The organism is Actinacidiphila rubida (assembly GCF_900110255.1).
Taxonomy (GTDB): Bacteria; Actinomycetota; Actinomycetes; order Streptomycetales; family Streptomycetaceae; genus Actinacidiphila; species Actinacidiphila rubida.
On record NZ_FODD01000026.1, the window covers coordinates 1 to 17420 of the forward strand.

Genomic DNA, 17420 nt, shown 5'->3' on the forward strand with positions numbered 1-17420 from the left:
CGATCGAAGGAATAATCCGACCGCCCACAGCGTCCTCGCTGTGTCTCGCCTTCCCGCTACAGGAAGGACTTTTCAAAGGAACCACATCCACCACGGCGAACCGTGAGGGACGGGGTATCAACATATCTGGCGTTGACTTTTGGCACGCTGTTGAGTTCTCAAGGAACGGACGCTTCCTTCGGTTCCCTTTCGGGCCCCTCCGGGCTTTCCCTTCGTTGTGTTCCGACTGTATCAGACGCTTTTCGGTGTCTGACCCCCAGTCAGCGGGGTCCGTCTTCCGGGCCGTTGGGCCCTTCCGACGAGTGAGACTTTAGCGGACTTCCTCCCGCCCGGCCAAATCGGCCCGGTCGTTCGAATGACCACACGCATTCCGAAAAAACGCACGACGACAAGACGACGCGACAGGTCGCGCGTTTTCTCGAGAGGTTCCTGCGGGATGGCTGTCCGGGGACCGACCGGAGTCGGCGCTCACGTCGGACAACCCGGAGAACATTACGCACCCGGGCGGGGGGTGTCAACCCCGTCAGTCGAGGTCTTCCAGCCGGCCGCCCGCGTCGGGCTGCGTGGACTCCACGCGGCGCAGCAGGCGGGTCAGGATCTCGCCCAGGGAGCCACGCTCCTCCGCGGAGAGGTCCTGGAGGAGGTCGTCCTCGAAGACGGCGGCCATGCGCATGGTCTCGAGCCACTTCTCGCGACCCTCGTCCGTGAGCTCGACGATGACGCGGACGCGGTTGTTCTCGTCCCGCTCCCGGGTGACCAGTCCCTCGCCGACCATGCGGTCGATGCGGTGGGTCATGGCGGCGGGTGTGAGGCCGAGGCGCTTGGCCAGGTCGCCGGGGCCGAGCTGGTAGGGGCGGCCGACGACGACGAGCGCCTTGAGGACCTCCCACTCGGAGTTGCTGATGCCCAGGTCGACCAGCTGGCGGCCGTACGCGACGTTCATCCGGCGGTTGAGCCGGCCCAGGGCGGTGACGACCTTCTCCACCTGGGGGTCGACCTCGGGGAATTCGCGCTGGTAGGCGGCGATCTGGGCGTCGAGGTCCAGCTCCTGGGGTGCGCCTGGTGAACCCTCGGCTGCGGTCATGGGAATGAGTATGCCACGGACGACGTTGCTCTAAAGGCCTTCCGTATGTAGTCTTTAGCATCGAACTTTATGTCTGAAGTCTTCGGACCGAAGCCCTTCGGCTCCGGCCCCGGGGACTTCACGTGCCCGAGAGAGGTGAACGTGACCACCGCGACGAGCGCCGCGCTGCGCCGGATCCAGCTGGGGAACGCCCTGAGCGCGTTCGGCAACGGGTTCACCGTGCCGTTCACGTTCATCTACGTGTCGCAGGTGCGGGGCCTGGGCGCCGGCACCGCAGGTGTGGTGCTGGCCACCCTGGCCGTCGCCGCGCTGATCGTGCTGCCCTTCACCGGGCGCGCCATCGACCGCCGCGGACCCGTGCCGGTCGCCGTGGTCGGCACGCTGCTGGCCGCGACCGGCTCCCTGGGGCTCGGGCTGTCCGGCAGCGAGCCGCTGGTGATCGCCGCCGCCGCGTCGCTGGGCGCCGGTGTAGCGGTGGTGCAGCCCGCGCTGGCCACGATGATCGTCTGGTGCTCGACGACCGCCACCCGGTCGCGGGCCTTCGCGACCTCGTTCTTCCTGAACAACCTGGGGCTCGGCGTGGGCGGCCTGCTCGGCGGCATGCTGGTGGACACCGCGCACCCGTCCTCGTTCCTGCGGCTGTTCGCGATCGAGGCGGCGATGTTCCTGGTGCTGGGCGCCGTGGTCGCCGGCACGCGGCTGCCGAAGGCGCCGCGGCTGGGCGAGGCCATCCCCGGCAAGGAGCGTTCGGCGTCCGGCAACGGCTGGCGGGTGCTGCTGGCCGACCGGTCGATGGTCACGCTGTGCGTGCTCGGCTTCGTGATGTTCTTCGCCTGCTACGGGCAGTTCGAGTCGGGCCTGTCGGCGTTCGCGGTCGAGGTCACGCGGATCTCCCCGGCCACCCTGGGCATCGCGCTGGCCGCGAACACCGCGGTGATCGTGCTGGCGCAGTTCGTGGTGCTGCGACTGGTCGAGCACCGGCGGCGCAGCCGGGTCATCGCCGGGGTCGGCCTGGTGTGGACCGTGGCCTGGGTCGTCGCCGGAGCGTCGGGTGTGGTGCACGGGCACCACGCGGCCGCCGTGGCCGCGATCATCTCGACGTACGCGCTGTTCGGTCTCGGCGAGGCGATGCTGGCACCGACGGTCTCGCCGCTGGTGGCCGATCTCGCGCCGGAGCGGATGGTCGGGCAGTACAACGCGGCGTTCGCGCTGGTCAAGCAGCTGGCGCTGGCGCTGGGTCCGGCGGTCGGCGGCGTGCTGGTCGGGGCGGGCGCCTACGACGCCTACCTGGTCATGCTGGTCGTCTGCTCGCTGGGGATCTCGGTGATCGCCCTGCGACTGGGCCGCGGGCTGACCGCGGCGCAGGACAGCCCGCTGCGTGCGACCCGGGTGGTGGCGCAGTCGGTGCCGAAGCCCCAGGTGGAGGAGACCCTGCCCGCCTGACGGTCGTCCTGGGGGACGGTCCGGTGACCGGGTGGCCCCGCGGCTGAAGCCGCGGGGCTACGCGTGGTCCGCGCTGTCCTCGGGATACTCCGGCAGGGCGAACTCGCACCACACGGCCTTGCCGCCGCCGGGTGTGCGGCGCGAGCCCCAGCCGGAGGCGATGGTGGCGATGATCGAGATGCCGCGGCCGGACTCGTCGCCCGGTTCCGCCCTGCGGCGCCGCGGCAGGTGCTCGTCGCCGTCGGTGACCTCGATGATCAGCCGCCGGTCGGTGCGCCGCAGGCGCAGGCGCATCGGGGGGTGTCCGTGCTTGAGCGAGTTGGCGACGAGTTCGCTGGCGGCGAGCACGCCGAGGTCGCGCAGTGCGACGGGGAAGCGCCACGAGGCGAGCACCCCGGAGGCGAAGGCGCGGGCGCGCGGTGCGGCCTCGATGCCGCCGAGCAGCTCGAGCGAGGCGTTGCGGAAGAGTTCGGCGTCGTCCCCGGTGTGGTCGGGGTACTGCAGGACCAGCACGGCCACGTCGTCGTCGTGCTCGGAGGTGACGCCGAGGGTGCGCAGCAGCCGGTCGCAGATGACCTGCGGTGCGCCGGTGGCGCCGGCGAGGGCCTGGGTCAGCGCGGCGATGCCGTCGTCGATGTCCTGGTCACGGCGTTCGACCAGCCCGTCGGTGTAGAGGACGGCGGTGCAGCCGGGGCCGAGCGGGATGCTGCCGGAGGTGTGGATCCAGCCGCCGGTGCCGAGCGGCGGGCCGGTGGGCTCGTCGGCGCGGCGGACGGTGCCGTCGGGGTCGCGGATGACGATGGGCAGGTGGCCGGCGCTGGCGTAGGACAGCCGGCCCTCGCTCGGGTCGTGGACGGCGTAGACGCAGGTCGCGATCTGGGTGGCGTCGATCTCCGAGGCGAGGCCGTCGAGCAGCTGGATGACCTCGTGCGGGGGCAGGTCGAGCCGGGCGTAGGCGCGGACGGCGGTGCGCAACTGGCCCATGACGGCGGCGGCGCGCACACCGCGTCCCATGACGTCCCCGATGACCAGCGCGGTGCGGCCGGCGCCGAGGGTGATCACGTCGTACCAGTCGCCGCCGACCGCGGCGTCCGTCCCGCCGGGCTGGTAGGTCGCGGCGACCCGCAGGTCGTCGGGCTGTTCGAGTTCCTGCGGGAGGAGGCTGCGCTGCAGGGTGACGGCGGTCTCGTGGAGGCGGCGCTCGCTCTCGCGCAGCCGGTCGGCGGACAGCACCTGGTCGGTGACGTCGGCGGCGAAGACCAGCACGCCCCGGCGGTCGGGGTCGGGGTCGTCGGCGTGGACGGGGGTGCAGGTGAAGGTGAAGTAGCCCTGACGGGTGACGGCGGTGCCGTCGCCGTGGGTCACCTTGCGGGCCTTGACCGTGCGCGGCTTGCCGCTGCGGCGGACCTGGTCCATCAGGGGGAGCAGGCCCAGCTCGTCGAGTTCGGGGAGCGCCTCGCGGGCGGGGGCGCCGGTGTCGCGGGGTCCGAAGACCTCCGCGTAGGCGTCGTTGACGAAGCTCACGCGGTGGGCGGGGCCGCGGGTGACGGCGATCAGCGCGGGCAGGCTGGCGAGGACTTCGGGGACCGACGGCGTGCCTGCGACCTGGGCGAACTCGTCGGTGGAGGGGCTGCCGGCGCCGGTGGCGGTGGTGCCGTCCGGGGTGCCGGTGCCGACGACGGCGCGGCCCTGGGCGGGGGTGCCCGCGGGGTCGGCGGTCTTGGCGCGGGCCGCGGGGACGGCGCTGCGTCGCTGTGTTCCGGGGAGCCGGGCGCTCCAACGCGTAAGGTTCAACCGTCCGATTCCTCGTATTTGTCACTGTTTGCCAGCGCTGTCGCACGCGTGGTCACCCGCCCAGTGTGACCGACCGTGGCCCTCGGGGGGAATCGCCGCAGGCCCTGCGGGGCGGCGGGGGGCTCTGGCGCGCCTGCGCCCGCCCCCCGATCCGGCGCCTGACGGTGGCCCGGACAGCGGCCTGCCGGTGCCCCTCGCTAGGGGTCGGACCGGGTGCCGTGGTCGCCGGCGGCCGCCTCGAACTCGGCGCGCGGATGCTCCAGGGAGCCGAGGGAGACGATCTCCCGTTTGAACAGCCCGGACAGCACCCACTCGGCGAGCACCCGCGCCTTGCGGTTGAAGGTCGGCACCCGGCTGAGGTGGTAGGCGCGGTGGATGAGCCAGGCCCGGTAGCCCTTGAACCTGCGCCCGTAGAGCAGGGCGACGCCCTCGTGCAGACCGAGCGAGGCCACCGAGCCGACGTGCTGGTGCCGGTACTCGGCGAGCGGCTGCCCGCGCAGCTGGGCGACGAGGTTGTCGGCCAGCACCCTGGCCTGGCGCACCGCGTGCTGGGCGTTGGGCGCGCACTCCGCGCCGGGCTCCTCGGCCGTGAGGTCCGGCACGGCGGCGGCGTCGCCCGCCGCCCAGGCGTCCGCCACGCCGGCGACGCGCAGCGTCGCCTCGGCGGCCACCCGCCCGCGGGGGGACAGCGGCAGGTCCGAGGCGACGAGTACCGGCGCGGGCTTGACGCCCGCGGTCCACACCAGGGTCCTGGTCGGCAGCATCGACCCGTCGGACAGCGTCGCGATCCGGTGCTCGCAGGACTCCAGCCGGGTCTCCAGGTGGACGTCGATGTTGCGGCCGCGCAGCTCGCGCACCGCGTACCGGCCCAGCTCCTCGCCGACCTCCGGCAGGATCCGGTCGGTGGCCTCGACCAGCACCCACTTCATGTCCTCGGCACGGATGTTGTGGTAGTAGCGGACCGCGTATCTGGCCATGTTCTCCAGCTCGGCCAGCGCCTCCACGCCCGCGTAGCCGCCGCCGACGAAGACGAAGGTCAGCGCGGCCTCGCGGACCTCCGCGTCGCGGGTGGAGGAGGCGATGTCGAGCTGCTCCAGGACGTGGTTGCGCAGCCCGATGGCTTCCTCGACGGTCTTGAAGCCGATGCCGTGCTCGGCCAGTCCGGGCACCGGCAGGGTCCGGGAGACCGAGCCGGGCGCCAGCACGAGCTGGTCGTACGGGATCTCCAGCTCCTGGCCGCCCTCCTCCTGGCTGGCGAGCGTGGCGACGGTCGCGGTGCGCAGCGCGTGGTCGATGCCGCGCGCCTCCCCGACGACGATCCGGCACCGCGGCAGCACCCGCCGCAGCGGGACGACGACGTGCCGCGGGGAGATGGAGCCGGCCGCGGCCTCGGGCAGGAACGGCTGGTAGGTCATGTACGGCTGCGGTTCGACGACGACGATCTCCGCCTCGTCGCGCTTGAGCTTCCGCTGCAGGCGCAGGGCGGCGTACATCCCCACGTAGCCGCCGCCGACCACGAGAATGCGCGGCGTGCTTCCTTTGGCCAAAGCTACCGACTCCGTCATTGCTCCATGAGGCAATGGCCGGGCCGCGTTTGTCCACAGGGCGGACAGCACCGATTGGGGGATTTCCCGGCGTGTGCGGGCGCTGCCTATCCGTGGTGGCGGGCGCATCACAGGGCAAAGCGCGCACCACGGCACCCGCCCCCGCGTCCACCCCTCGGGGGGCGCGCGCGGCGGGGCGCACGTCGCCCGGTAGCCGGAACGCCCCCTTCTTTATTGACGCAGGCTCAACTATGTTCGTATCTCGTAGTACTGCGCGTAACGCGCAGCGATCTTCGTAATGGGTGGGGAGTCTCCGGGGGGAGACTTACGGATTTCCGGGGGATGGGATATGCACATTCAGGACTCTCAGCGCACCACCACACTCGCGACCAGCCATGGAGCGGCCGGCCGGCCGGCTCCGCTGCGCGTCGACGCACAGCGCAACCTCGAACACGTCCTGCGCGCGGCCCGCGAGGTGTTCGGGGAGCTCGGCTACGGGGCGCCCATGGAGGACGTCGCCCGGCGCGCCCGGGTCGGCGTCGGGACGGTCTACCGCCGTTTCCCGAGCAAGGACGTACTGGTCCGGCGGATCGCCGAGGAGGAGACGGCCCGGCTCACCGAGCAGGCCCGTACCGCTCTCGGCCAGGAGGACGAGGCGTGGTCCGCGCTCGCCCGCTTCCTGCGCACCTCCGCCGCCTCGGGCGCGGGGCGGCTGCTGCCGCCACAGGTCCTGCGCGTGCAGGGCAGCCCGGGCGCGACGGACGAGCCGGTCAGGGTGCCGCAGCAGCGCACCCGCCCCGGCGCGGACCACTCCCCGGCGGCCGCCGCCGGGCCGGGCCGCGACACGGAAGGCGTGCCGGCCCTGCTCGACGTGGTCGGCCAACTGGTCGACCGGGCACGGGAGTCGGGCGAACTGCGCGGTGACGTGTCGGTGGCCGACGTACTGCTGGTCATCGCCACGGCGGCGCCTCCGCTGCCGGACGCCGCGCAGCAGGCGGCGGCCTCCGACCGGCTGCTGGACATCCTGCTGGAAGGCCTGCGCTCCCGGCCCGGCGAGCGGCTCGCGGGCGGACCCGCGGACCGCGACCCGGCGGCGCGCCCGCCGGCCGACGGCAGCGGTCCGCGCCCGGGGGGCGCGCCGGCCTGAGCCGGCTCCGCCCGACGTCGCACCACGACAGCGCCGCGTGCTCCGGGCTTCGGCCCGCGGGTGCGCGGCGCCGCCGCGTCCGGGCCCCTGGGGAAGCACCCCTCCCGGGCGGTTACCGGAACGCGCGCACGGGCCCGCGACCGGGCGGTCGTGGAGGATCTGTGAACGCTGCCCCCACGGAAGGGTGGTTGTTATGCACAGCATGACGCCGCCCGGTTGCGGTGTGCCACGCTTCTGCCGTGGATGAGGCGAACGGGGAGTCCGGCGGGCCGGCGGCAGGCCCCGAGACCGGTGAGGAACTGCCCTCGCGCAGGGTCCCGGGGCAGCGCGACCCCGTCGCACGACCGGAGCCGGCGGCGTCGCCCACCGTGCCCGCGCCCGCGGGCCCGCCCGCGGACGAGGCGGCCGGCGAGCGCGGGGGCGGGCACCCGGCGCCCGATCCCGACACCGCCGAGGGCCGGTCGGCCCTGTCCGACGGCGAGTTGGTGGACCTGGTCAGGGCCGGCCGCGACAGCGCCTACGAGGAGCTGTACCGCCGGCACGCAGAATCGGTCCGCCGCTACGCCCGGAGTTGCTGCCGGGACGCGCACACCGCCGAGGATCTGACCGGCGAGGTGTTCGCCCGCACGCTGCAGGCCATCCGCGGCGGCAGCGGCCCCGAATCGGCCGTGCGCGCCTACCTGTTGACGACGGTCCGCCGGGTCGCGGCGACGTGGGGCACCTCCGCGCGGCGCGAGCACCTCGTCGAGGACTTCGCGGTGTTCGCCGTCACCTCGGCGGGCAGTTCCGCCGCCGAGGACACCGCCGAGCTCGGCGCGGACGTGCGGGCCATGCACGAAGCCGAACAGAGCCTGGCCGTGCGGGCGTTCCGCACCCTGCCCGAGCGCTGGCAGACCGTGCTGTGGCACACCGCCGTCGAGGACGAGTCGCCCAGCACCGTCGCACCGCTGCTCGGCCTCACCCCCAACGCCACCGCGGTGCTCGCCCACCGGGCCCGCGAAGGCCTGCGCCAGGCGTACCTCCAGGCGCACGTCTCCTCCAGCCTCACGGCCGAGGGCGAGTGCGCCCGGTTCGCGGACCGGCTCGGCGCGCACGCCCGCGGCGGCCTGCGCCTGCGGGCCGACCGGGAACTCAGCCGGCACCTGAAGGACTGCTCGCGGTGCACGGCCGCCTCCGTGGAGCTGGCCGACCTCAACTCCACGCTCAAGGGCCTGCTTCCCGTCGCCTACATCGGCTGGTTCGCCGCGGTCTACGCGGCGAAGGCCGCGGGTGCGGTGGTGGCCGGCGGCGCCGTGGCGGCAGGCGCCGCGGGCGGAGCGGCGGCCGCCGCGTCCGGGTCCGGCGGCGGCGCGGGAGCGGCCGGCGGCGCCGCGGTGGGCGAAGGGCTCGGCGCGCCCGTCAAGGCGGGCATCGCCACGGCGGTGGTCGTCGCGGCGGCCGCCACCGCGCTGGCGTTCGCACTGACCGGCGGCGACGGCCACCGGGCGCCCGCGCCCAAGGCGCTGCCCGCCACGACGGCGCCGGTCGCCACGGTCGCCCCGCCGCCCCCGCCCGAGCCCGCTCCGTCGCGCACGCCGGCGCCTCCGCCCCCGCCGCCGACCACACCGGCCCCGGCGCCGGCCGCGACGGCCCCCGCGCCGCCACCGCCCAAGCCGTCACCGAGCCCGACGCCGGCCCCCAGACCGACCCCCACGCCCACCCCGTCGGCGACACCGTCGACCACTCCGCCGCCCCCGCCCCCGCCGCCCGTGGCGTATCCGGTCGACTCGCTGCCGGTCGGCCGGCCCGGCGACGGCGCGACCGGGCCGACCATCCGCAGGACCGGTGGCCGCGGCTGGTGGTGGGATCGTTCGCTGCTGCGCGTCGGCGGCACCGAGTACGCGCACGGCATCACCGTGCACGCGCCGTCGTCGGTGACCATCGACCTCAACCGGGCGTGCGTCGCCTACGACGCCAAGGCCGGAGTGGACGACCTGGCCCGGCTCTTCGGGGCGGCCGTCACGTTCCGCGTCTTCGGGGACGGCACGCCCCTGTGGTCCTCGGGCCCGGTGCACGCCGGGGACCCCGCGGTGCCGGTGCACGTCGGCCTCAAGGGCTTCTCGACGCTGCGGCTGGTCGTCGACCCCGTACGGCCCGGGCTGGACGCGGCCAACCTGGCGGACTGGGCCGACTCCGTCATCACCTGCACCTGACAGCCCTCGCGCCCAGCCTCGGCCACTGCCCGCGGGCGACCCGTACGCACCGGACCGCCCGCGCGGCGTGTCCCGGGAGGTCCCAGGAGGTCCTGGGACGTCCCAGGAACGGACCGCCGCCTCAGCGGGACGAGGGGGGCGGGACCTCGCAGACGCCGTCGGCGCACGCCTCCCCCTCGGGGGTGGCGTCCGGTCCTGCCGCTGCCGCCTCCTCGCCGCGCGCCTGCGCGGTCTGCTCGGCGACCTGCTCCAGGACCCGCAGGAACGTGGACGCCTCCTGGCCGCCCTGCACCGCCCACTGCCCCTCGAAGACGAAGGTCGGGACGGCGGAGATGCCCAGCTCGTGGGCCTCGTCGATGTCGGCCCTGACCTCGGCGGCCAGCTCGTCGGTGGCCAGGAACGCGACGACCGCGTCCCGGTCCAGGCCCACGGCGGCCGCGGCGTCCGCCAGCTGGCCGCGGTCGCCGATGTCCATGCCCTCGCCGAAGTGCGCGGCCATCAGCCGACCCTTCAGCCGTGCCTGGGTCGCGGATCCCGCGGTGTCCAGAGCGAACCGCAGCAGGCGGTGGGCGAGCAGCGAGTTGTTCTCCAGCACCGTGTCGAAGTCGAACGTGATGCCCTCGGCCGCGCCGAGCGCCGTGATCCGCTCGTCCATCGCGACGGACTGCGGCCCGTACTTCTTGGCCAGCACCTCGCGGTGGCCGAGCGGCTGCTGCGGCGCCGCCGGGTCGAGCTGGAACGGCCGGTAGACCACCTCGACGGAGGCGGCCTGCGGATACGCCGCCAGCGCCCGCTCGAACCGGGCCTTGCCCACGTAGCACCACGGACACGCGATGTCCGAGTAGATCTCGACTCTCACGGCTCTCCCACTTCCGGTCACACGGCCTGCCGTCCCCCAGCGCTGCCTGCTTGAACGCTCAAGAAGAAGGGAACGGCGGCCCGTGCGGGTCTATTCCCCGCCGTCCCCGCCGCCGCCCGGTTCCGCGTCGTCCGTGTTCCCGCCGTCCGGGTCCGCGCCGTCCGTTCCCCCGCCATCCGTGTCCCCGGCGTCCGTGTCCCCGGCGGTCAGCGCGGCGAGCAGCGCGACAGCCGCGGTCCGGTCCGCCGTCGCGCCGGCCGCCTGGGCCGCCGCCAGCTCCTCCGGCGCCAGTCCCGCGACCGCCCGCTCCCACAGCGCCGCGTGGTCCCGCTCCTCGGGCACGGTCCGCGGCAGCGGTCCGCGCACCGCGTCTGCCGCCGACGCCAGCCGCACCGCGCCCACGAGATCGCCGGCGCGCCGCAGCACCTGCGCCGCCACGTCGACGGTCTCGGCGACCACCGGATCGGTGCAGCCCACCTCGACCGCGCGCCGGACCGTCTCCGCCAGACCGGCCAGGGCCCCGGCGGTGTCACCGTCCGCGGCCGCGACACGCGCCTTCAGGCCGGTGACGAGCACCTGGAAGCTGGGCGGCGGAGTGCCGTCGGCGATGTGGCCCTCCACCAGGCCGGCCAGAGCCGCCGCCCCGGCCGTGTCGCCCTCCTCCAGCAGCAGAAGGGCCTTCAGGTAGCGGATGTAGGTGCGCGCGTCCCACACCGCGAACCGCTCGGCCATCTCCTCGGCCCGCGCGCACAGCTTGCGCGCCACCTCGGCATGGCCCGCCCGGTGCTCCAGGTCGGCCATCCGCCCCAGCAGGAACGGCGTCTCGCTGAGCGCGCCGAGCTCCTCGGCCAGCCCCATCGACGCCTCGAAGTCGGCCCGGGCCAGGTCGTAGTTGCAGCGCAGGGTCTCGATCTCCGCGCTCGCACCGTGCAGTTGCGCGCGCATCCAGCGGTCGCCGATGCCAGTGCACAACCGGCGCAGCTCCGCCAGGTCGGCGTCCGCCGCGTCCAGGGCGCCGGGCGAGTCGACCGCCGCATGGGTGCGGAACATCAGCGCCGCCGCCAAGGACCAGTCGTCGCCGTACTCACGGCAGTTGGCGACCATCTCCTCGGTATGGCGCCGCACCTCGACCGCGCCGCCGAACAGGTACACCGCGAACGGCCAGAGCATCCCGGGGAACCGCGCGGCCGGCGGACCGCCCACGCGGTACGCGGCCATCAGCGCGGCCGCCTCCTCCTCCGCCTCGGCCGAGTGCCACTGCTCCTCCGACGCCCGGTCGCTCTTGACGAAGAAGTCCAGCATCCGCACGTCCAGCCGCGGCCAGTACAGCGGATCCGACGGATCGGTGCCGCGCTCCCCGAGGGCGATCACGCGGTCCACCCACTCGCCCGCCTCGTCGCGGTAGTTGCGCAGCGTCCAGAACCAGCCCATGGCCAGGGCGATCGTCAGCGCGCCCCGCTCGTCACCCGCCGACACGCTGCGGTGCAGCGCGGCACGGATGTTGTCGAGCTCGGTCTCCAGCACCTCCAGCCACTCCAGCTGGTCGGCGGCCCGCAGCTTCGGCTCGGTGGCCACCACCAGATCGCGGACGTGGGCGCCATGGCGGGCGGCCGCCGCAGCGGCCTCCTCGGGAACGGCGGCGAGCCGCTCGGCCGCGTACTCGTGGATCGTCTCCAGCAGCCGGTAGCGGGTGCCGCCCGGACGGCCGTGCTCGGCCACCACCAGGGACTTGTCCACCAGCTGCGCCACCGTGAGGACCGCGTCCGGACCGCACACCGCCTCCGCCGCGGCGAGCGTGCAGCCGCCGGCGAACACGCTCAGGCCCCGCAGCGCCGCCCGCTCCGGCTCGTCCAGCAGGTCCCAGCTCCAGTCCACGACCGCCCGCAGCGTCTGCTGGCGCGGCAGCAGCGTGCGGCTGCCGCCGGTCAGCAGCCGGAACCGGTCGTCGAGGCGGTCCGCGATCTGCCGCGGCGACAGCGCCCGCAGCCGTGCCGCGGCCAGCTCGATCGCCAGCGGCAGCCCGTCCAGCCGCCGGCAGATCTCCTGCACCGCCGCCACGTCCTCGGCGCTGTCGTACCCCGCGGCCCCGGCCCGCGCGGCGGCCGCCCGCTCGCCGAACAGCTGGTACGCCGGCCCCGGCGCCAGCGGCTCCACCGGCCGCACGACCTCGCCGGGTACGCCCAGCGGTTCCCGGCTGGTGGCGAGCACCGTCACGCCCGGGCACACCGCCAGCAGCTCCGCGGTGAGGTCGGCGGCCGCCCCGATCACGTGCTCGCAGTTGTCCAGCACCAGCAGCAGGCGCCGCTGCCCGCAGTACTCGAGCAACCGCTCCAGCGGATCCTCGCCGTGCGCGTCGGCGAGACGGTCGCGCGCGGCGGCCGGCAACTGGATCTCGCGCCGTCCCAGCGCGCTCAGCACGGCGTGCGGCACGCCCGCGGGGTCGTCGAGCGGCGCGAGCTCCGCGAGCCACACCCCGTCGGGATACGCGGTGCGGTCCGCGGCCTCCTGCGCCAGCCGGGTCTTCCCCGAGCCGCCCGGCCCGGTCAGCGTGACGAGCCGGCCCGCCGACAGGTCGGCCGCGATCTCCCGCAGGTCGGCCTCACGGCCGACGAAGCTGGTCAGACGGGCGCGGAGGTTGCCGCGGTTCGGCGGCGCCGCCCCGGGCGCGGCCTCCGTCTGCGGACGGGACCCGCTCGTACCGAGCAACTCGGCGTGCAGAGCGCGCAGTTCGGGCCCGGGATCCGCCCCGAGAGTGTCCGCGAGGACGGTGCGCGCGGTCTCGAACGCCACGAGCGCGTCGGCCGTGCGGCCCTCGGCCCGCAGGGCGCGGATCAGCTGGGTGCGGAACGCCTCGTCCAGCGGGTGGTCCGCCACGGCCTCCCGCAGCACCGGCAGCGCCTGCGTCGCCCGCCCGCGCGCCAGGTCCGCCTCGATCCGCAGCCGCAAAGCGGTCAGGCGCAGCGCCTCCGGCCGCACCGCGGCGGCCGCCCGGTCCGGCAGGTCCGCGAACACCGGTCCGCGCCACGACGCGAGCGCCCGGTCCAGCGTCTGCGCGGCGCCCGCCGCGTCCCCGCTTTTCAGGGCGCGCTCCCCGTCCCGCAGCGCCGCCTCGAACTCGAACAGGTCGACGGTCTCGGGCGGGGCGTCCAAACGGTAGCCGCCGGGTTCCGAGACGACGGCCTCCCGGCCGAGGCTCCGGCGCAGCCGCGCCACCAGCGCCTGCAGCGCACCGGACGCGTCAGCGGGCGGCTCGTCCGCCCACACCTCGTCGATCAGCCGCTCCGGCCCCACGGCCCGCCCGGCGTGCATCACCAGCACGGTCAGCAGCGCCCGCAGCTTCCCCCCGCCCAAGGGCACGGCGACCCCGCCGTCCCACACCTCGGTGACCCCCAACACCCCATACCGGCGCACGCCCCCTATTGTCCCCACCCCACGCCCCAGAACCCCCACCACCGGACCACTCCCGCCGCCCCGGCCCCCGAGCTCCCGGACGCCACCGATGCAGCCGCCCCAGCGCAGGGGCACCCGCCACCCGCCCAACGTTCCCGCACAGAAGCCCGGACGCCAACCGCGCCGCACCCCAGCGGACGCACGGACCCACGGACGGCTACGGCGGCGCCCCCCAGCGGGAGGACCGCCACCCCATCACACGCCACGCACCCGCGCACCGTTCCCGCACGGGCACACGGACGCACGGACGCGCGGACGCCAACGGCGGCGCGCCCCAGCGGGAGGACCGTCGGTCGACAACGAACTCGCACGGTGGTGCGGGTGGGAAGACCCCGCGCCGCGAGGCGCGGGAACCCCGCACGGACGGGCACCTGCCCGACGGCATGCGGGCAGACGGGCTGACGGGCGGAGCCCGTCACGGGCGCGAGGGCCCGCCCTGGAGGGCCCGGGCTAGTGACGCCCCCCAGCCGGAGGCTCCCCTTCGTCCCGCCGCCCCAGCAACTCGTCGGCCAGCGACGGCAGATCGTCGAGCGGCGTCTCCTCCGCCCACTCCGGCCTCGGCCGCGCTCGCCGCGGCTCGGCGGAACCCGGCTCCCCCGGCCGTACGGCCGGCAGCTCGCGGGTCCGCTCGTTCTCCGGCGTCTCGGGCCGGAACAGCCACGGCGGCACCCGGTCCGCCGGATCCGCGTCCCGCGCGGTCCCGGGAACCGGCGGCTCCGTCGGCGTGTCGGCCGCCGTCTCCGACTTCTCGGGCGCCTTCGGCCCCGAAACAGGTGCCTCCGTGGCCGAGGACGCGTCAGCGTCGCCGTCGCCGTCCACCACGACCGGCGGCATCACCGTCGTCGTCTCCGAGGCGTCGTGCCCGGGCACGGGCGTCAGCACCGTCGTGTGTTCGGACGACTCGGCGCCGTCGTCCGCGCCGGCCACCGGCGTGAGCACCGTGGTGTCCTCGAGTCCGCGTTCCGGCTTCCCGGAGCCGTGCTCCGAACCGGCCTCGCCACCGGCGTCCTCCGAGGACCGTGCCCCGGACGCCGAGCCGTCCCCGCGCTCAGCCGTGTCCGCCCCCTGAGAGCCCTCAGAGCCGTCAGAACTCTCGGAACCGTCGGAACCGTCCGCCCCGTCACCACCGCGGACGTCGTCCGGCGTGATGTGCGGCAGCACCGTCGTCTCCGCGGCGGCGGCCTCGGCCGCGGCAGCCGCGGCGGCGGCCCGTGCGGCCTCGGCGCGCAGCAGCGCCTCCTCGGCCTTCCGCTGCTTCTCCTGCCGCCGCTCCTCGGTCTCGGCGCGCAGGCGCGCCTGCTCCTCGGCGAGACGGCGCAGCCGCTCCTGCTCGGCGGCGTGGGCCGCCTCCTCCGCCTCGCGCTTGGCGCGGGCCTCGCCCTCGACGCGGGCCGCCTCCTCGGCGCGCAGCCGCGCGGCCTCCGCCTCCTGGGCGGCCTTGCGCTCGGCGATCTCGCGCCGCGCGGCCTCCTCGGCGGCGAGCCTGCGCTCCTCCTCCTCGCGCCGCAGCTTCTCCAGCTGCGCCTGCCGCTCGCGCTCGAGCCGCTCTTCCTCCGCCTTGCGGGCCGCCTCCTCGGCGGCGCGGCGCGCGGCTTCCTCCGCGGCCTTCCGCTCGGCCTCGGCGCGGGCCTCGATCTCCTTCTCGGAGAGCGGCAGCAACTGGTCCAGGCGGTGCCGTACGACGGTGGTGACGTCCTCGGGCGCCTGCCCGGCGTCGACCACGAGGTAGCGGGCGGGGTCGGCGGCGGCCAGGGTGAGGAACCCGGCGCGGACCCGCTGGTGGAACTCGGCCGGCTCGGACTCCAGCCGGTCCGGCGCCTCGGTGAACCGTTCCCTCGCGGTCTCCGGCGAGACGTCGAGCAGCACCGTCAGGTGCGGGACGAGCCCGTCGGTGGCCCACCGGGAGATCCGGGCGATCTCGGTCGGCGCGAGGTCGCGGCCCGCGCCCTGGTAGGCGACCGAGGAGTCGATGTAGCGGTCCGAGATGACGACCGCGCCACGGGCCAGGGCGGGGCGCACCACGGTGTCGACGTGCTCCGCGCGGTCCGCCGCGTACAGCAGGGCCTCGGCGCGGTGCGAGATCCCCGCGTCGGAGACGTCGAGCAGGATGGACCGCAGCCGCTTGCCGACGGCGGTGGCGCCGGGCTCGCGGGTGACCACGACCTCGTGGCCCTTGCCGCGGATCCACTGGGCGAGCGCCTCGACCTGCGTGGACTTGCCCGCGCCGTCGCCACCCTCTATCGCGATGAAGAAGCCGGTGGCGGCGGGCGCCACGGCCGGTTCGGCGCCGCGCAGCGCCTCGCGCAGGTCGCGGCGCAGCGGCACGCCGGTGCGGTCGTCGGTCTTGCCGAGGACGAGGGCGGCGACCGGCAGCAGCAGCGCGCCGACGAGGATCAGCGTGTAGGCGGCGCCCTCGTGGTCGAAGGTGAAGTGGCCGTGGTGGATGCGGTGCGGGCCGATCGCGCCAGCCACCAGCGGGGCCACGATGGCCGCGACGGCGATGACCGCGCGGGAGACGGCCTGCAGGTGCTCGACGGTGCGGGCCCTGCGCGGCTCCTCGGCCTCCTGCTCGATCAGGACGTGGCCGGTGTTCGCGGTCAGGCCGGCGCTGAGGCCGGCGAGCAGCGCCAGCAGCAGCACCGTGGTCGCGTCGGCGACGATGCCGGTGAGGAGCAGCGCGATGCCGGTGAGGCCGATGGCCAGCGCCAGCAGCCGGCGCCGGGACAGGCCCGGCAGCGTCTTGGGGGCCACCCGGATGCCGATGACCGTGCCGGCGGACAGCGCCAGGACCAGCAGGCCGAAGCCGACCGGCCCGAAGTGGAGACCGGCGGCACGCAGCACGGCCAGCGCGACGGCGGCACCGACGGCCCCGGCGGTGGCGGCGGTGGCGAGCACCAGCAGCGGCAGCGCGCCGGTCCTGCCGCGCTCGGTGCCGGCCGGGCCCTTGGGGAGCCGCAGGCCCTCCAGCGGGGAGCGCGGCCGGGCGGCCGTGCCGGACGGCAGCTCGAGCAGGTAGAGGATCGCCGTCGACGACGAGAACAGGCCGGCGGCGACGTAGGAGGAGAGCGCCACCTGGTGCAGGTGGAACCAGTCGACGCCGAGCGCGATGAGCGTGTTGACCATCGTGACCACGACGAGCGTGGCGGCGGCCAACGGCAGCGCGACGAAGCTGGTGCGCAGGTCCAGCCGGTGCAGGGTGGCCAGGTGGTCGGGCGCGGGCCGCACCGAGGCCTCACCGGTGGCCGGCAGCAGCACGGGCGCGGCGCCGTCCTTGGCGACCGCCCACAGGCGGTCGGCGACGCCGGCGACGAACGCGGTGACGAGCAGCCAGATGTGCGCGGAGTCCGGCGCCCACGTGATCCACAGCGGGGCCACGATGAACAGCCCGAGGCGGACCGTGTCGGCGCCGATCATCGTCCACCGGCGGTCCAGCGGGCCGCCTTCGGCGGTGAGCGCGGACAGCGGGCCGAGCAGCACCGCACCGAACAGCAGGGTCGCGATCAGGCGCGCGGCCAGCACCGCGGAGGCCGCGAACGCGACACCCCGGTAGCCGCCTCCGAACGAGTGGGACGCGGCGACGGCCTGCACGGTGAGCAGGAGCAGCACGAGCATCCCGAGGCGGTCGGCGACCGCTCCGGTCAGCTGGGCACTCCACAGCCTGCGCAGTGCGGGGACTTTCAGTAGTGCGCCGACCGCGCGTTCACGTGAGTCCGCCGCGAGGTCGGTCGCGAACGTTTCGGTGACGTCCGCGGGCTGCGCCGGCTGCTCGGATCGCGTCATTCTGACAGCCTATCCGGCCCGGGCCCGGCCACTCATGCCTGGTTCGGCTCTCCTGTGGACAACTCGGAGGAGCGGGCCCCGCGGGCGGTGTGCCCGGCGGGGCGCGGCGACTGCCGCGCCCGACCGG

Annotated in this window: 9 protein-coding genes; 3 read left to right on the forward strand and 6 right to left on the reverse strand. The window is 75.1% G+C overall.

Annotated features, from left to right (window positions below; translation table 11 throughout):
• Positions 1–523: 523 nt before the first annotated feature.
• Complete coding sequence (locus BMW99_RS24675) at positions 524–1084, reverse strand: MarR family winged helix-turn-helix transcriptional regulator (RefSeq protein ID WP_069466795.1); 561 nt, start codon at positions 1082–1084, stop codon at positions 524–526.
• Positions 1085–1225: 141 nt separating this feature from the next.
• Here BMW99_RS24675 and BMW99_RS24680 point away from each other — a divergent pair, with 141 nt between their 5' ends.
• Positions 1226–2527 (forward strand): MFS transporter, encoded by a 1302-nt coding sequence (locus BMW99_RS24680; protein WP_069466796.1) that lies wholly within the window; start codon positions 1226–1228, stop codon positions 2525–2527.
• Positions 2528–2584: 57 nt separating this feature from the next.
• Here the strand turns inward: BMW99_RS24680 and BMW99_RS24685 are convergent, their stop codons facing one another.
• The gene (locus BMW99_RS24685; protein WP_069466794.1) at positions 2585–4321 is read right to left on the reverse strand and encodes an ATP-binding SpoIIE family protein phosphatase; all 1737 of its coding nucleotides are present in this window, start codon (positions 4319–4321) and stop codon (positions 2585–2587) included.
• Positions 4322–4518: 197 nt separating this feature from the next.
• Entirely contained in the window at positions 4519–5868 is a 1350-nt protein-coding gene (locus tag BMW99_RS24690) for an NAD(P)/FAD-dependent oxidoreductase (RefSeq protein WP_265736960.1), read from the reverse strand.
• Positions 5869–6214: 346 nt separating this feature from the next.
• Here BMW99_RS24690 and BMW99_RS24695 point away from each other — a divergent pair, with 346 nt between their 5' ends.
• The gene (locus tag BMW99_RS24695; protein ID WP_079138973.1) at positions 6215–7012 is read left to right on the forward strand and encodes a TetR/AcrR family transcriptional regulator; all 798 of its coding nucleotides are present in this window, start codon (positions 6215–6217) and stop codon (positions 7010–7012) included.
• Positions 7013–7251: 239 nt separating this feature from the next.
• On the forward strand, positions 7252–9204 hold the full coding sequence (locus BMW99_RS24700) for a sigma-70 family RNA polymerase sigma factor (protein WP_075017570.1): 1953 nt from the start codon (positions 7252–7254) through the stop codon (positions 9202–9204).
• Between the two features lie 121 nt (positions 9205–9325).
• Here the strand turns inward: BMW99_RS24700 and BMW99_RS24705 are convergent, their stop codons facing one another.
• From BMW99_RS24705 to tmk, 3 genes are all read right to left on the reverse strand, one after another.
• Entirely contained in the window at positions 9326–10084 is a 759-nt protein-coding gene (locus BMW99_RS24705; protein ID WP_075017571.1) for a DsbA family oxidoreductase, read from the reverse strand.
• Between the two features lie 69 nt (positions 10085–10153).
• Positions 10154–13474: a BTAD domain-containing putative transcriptional regulator gene (locus BMW99_RS24710; RefSeq protein WP_075017572.1), complete on the reverse strand. Its 3321-nt coding sequence runs from the start codon at positions 13472–13474 to the stop codon at positions 10154–10156.
• A gap of 489 nt (positions 13475–13963) precedes the next feature.
• Complete coding sequence (gene tmk / locus BMW99_RS24715) at positions 13964–17293, reverse strand: dTMP kinase (RefSeq protein ID WP_075017573.1); 3330 nt, start codon at positions 17291–17293, stop codon at positions 13964–13966.
• Positions 17294–17420: the final 127 nt, after the last annotated feature.

What these genes read in the sequence shown, in the direction of transcription:
- BMW99_RS24675 (WP_069466795.1), bottom strand. Translation starts at nt 1,084, where the DNA reads ATGACCGCAGCCGAGGGTTCACCAGGCGCACCCCAGGAGCTGGACCTC.
- BMW99_RS24695 (WP_079138973.1), top strand. Translation starts at nt 6,215, where the DNA reads ATGCACATTCAGGACTCTCAGCGCACCACCACACTCGCGACCAGCCAT.
- tmk (WP_075017573.1), bottom strand. Translation starts at nt 17,293, where the DNA reads ATGACGCGATCCGAGCAGCCGGCGCAGCCCGCGGACGTCACCGAAACG.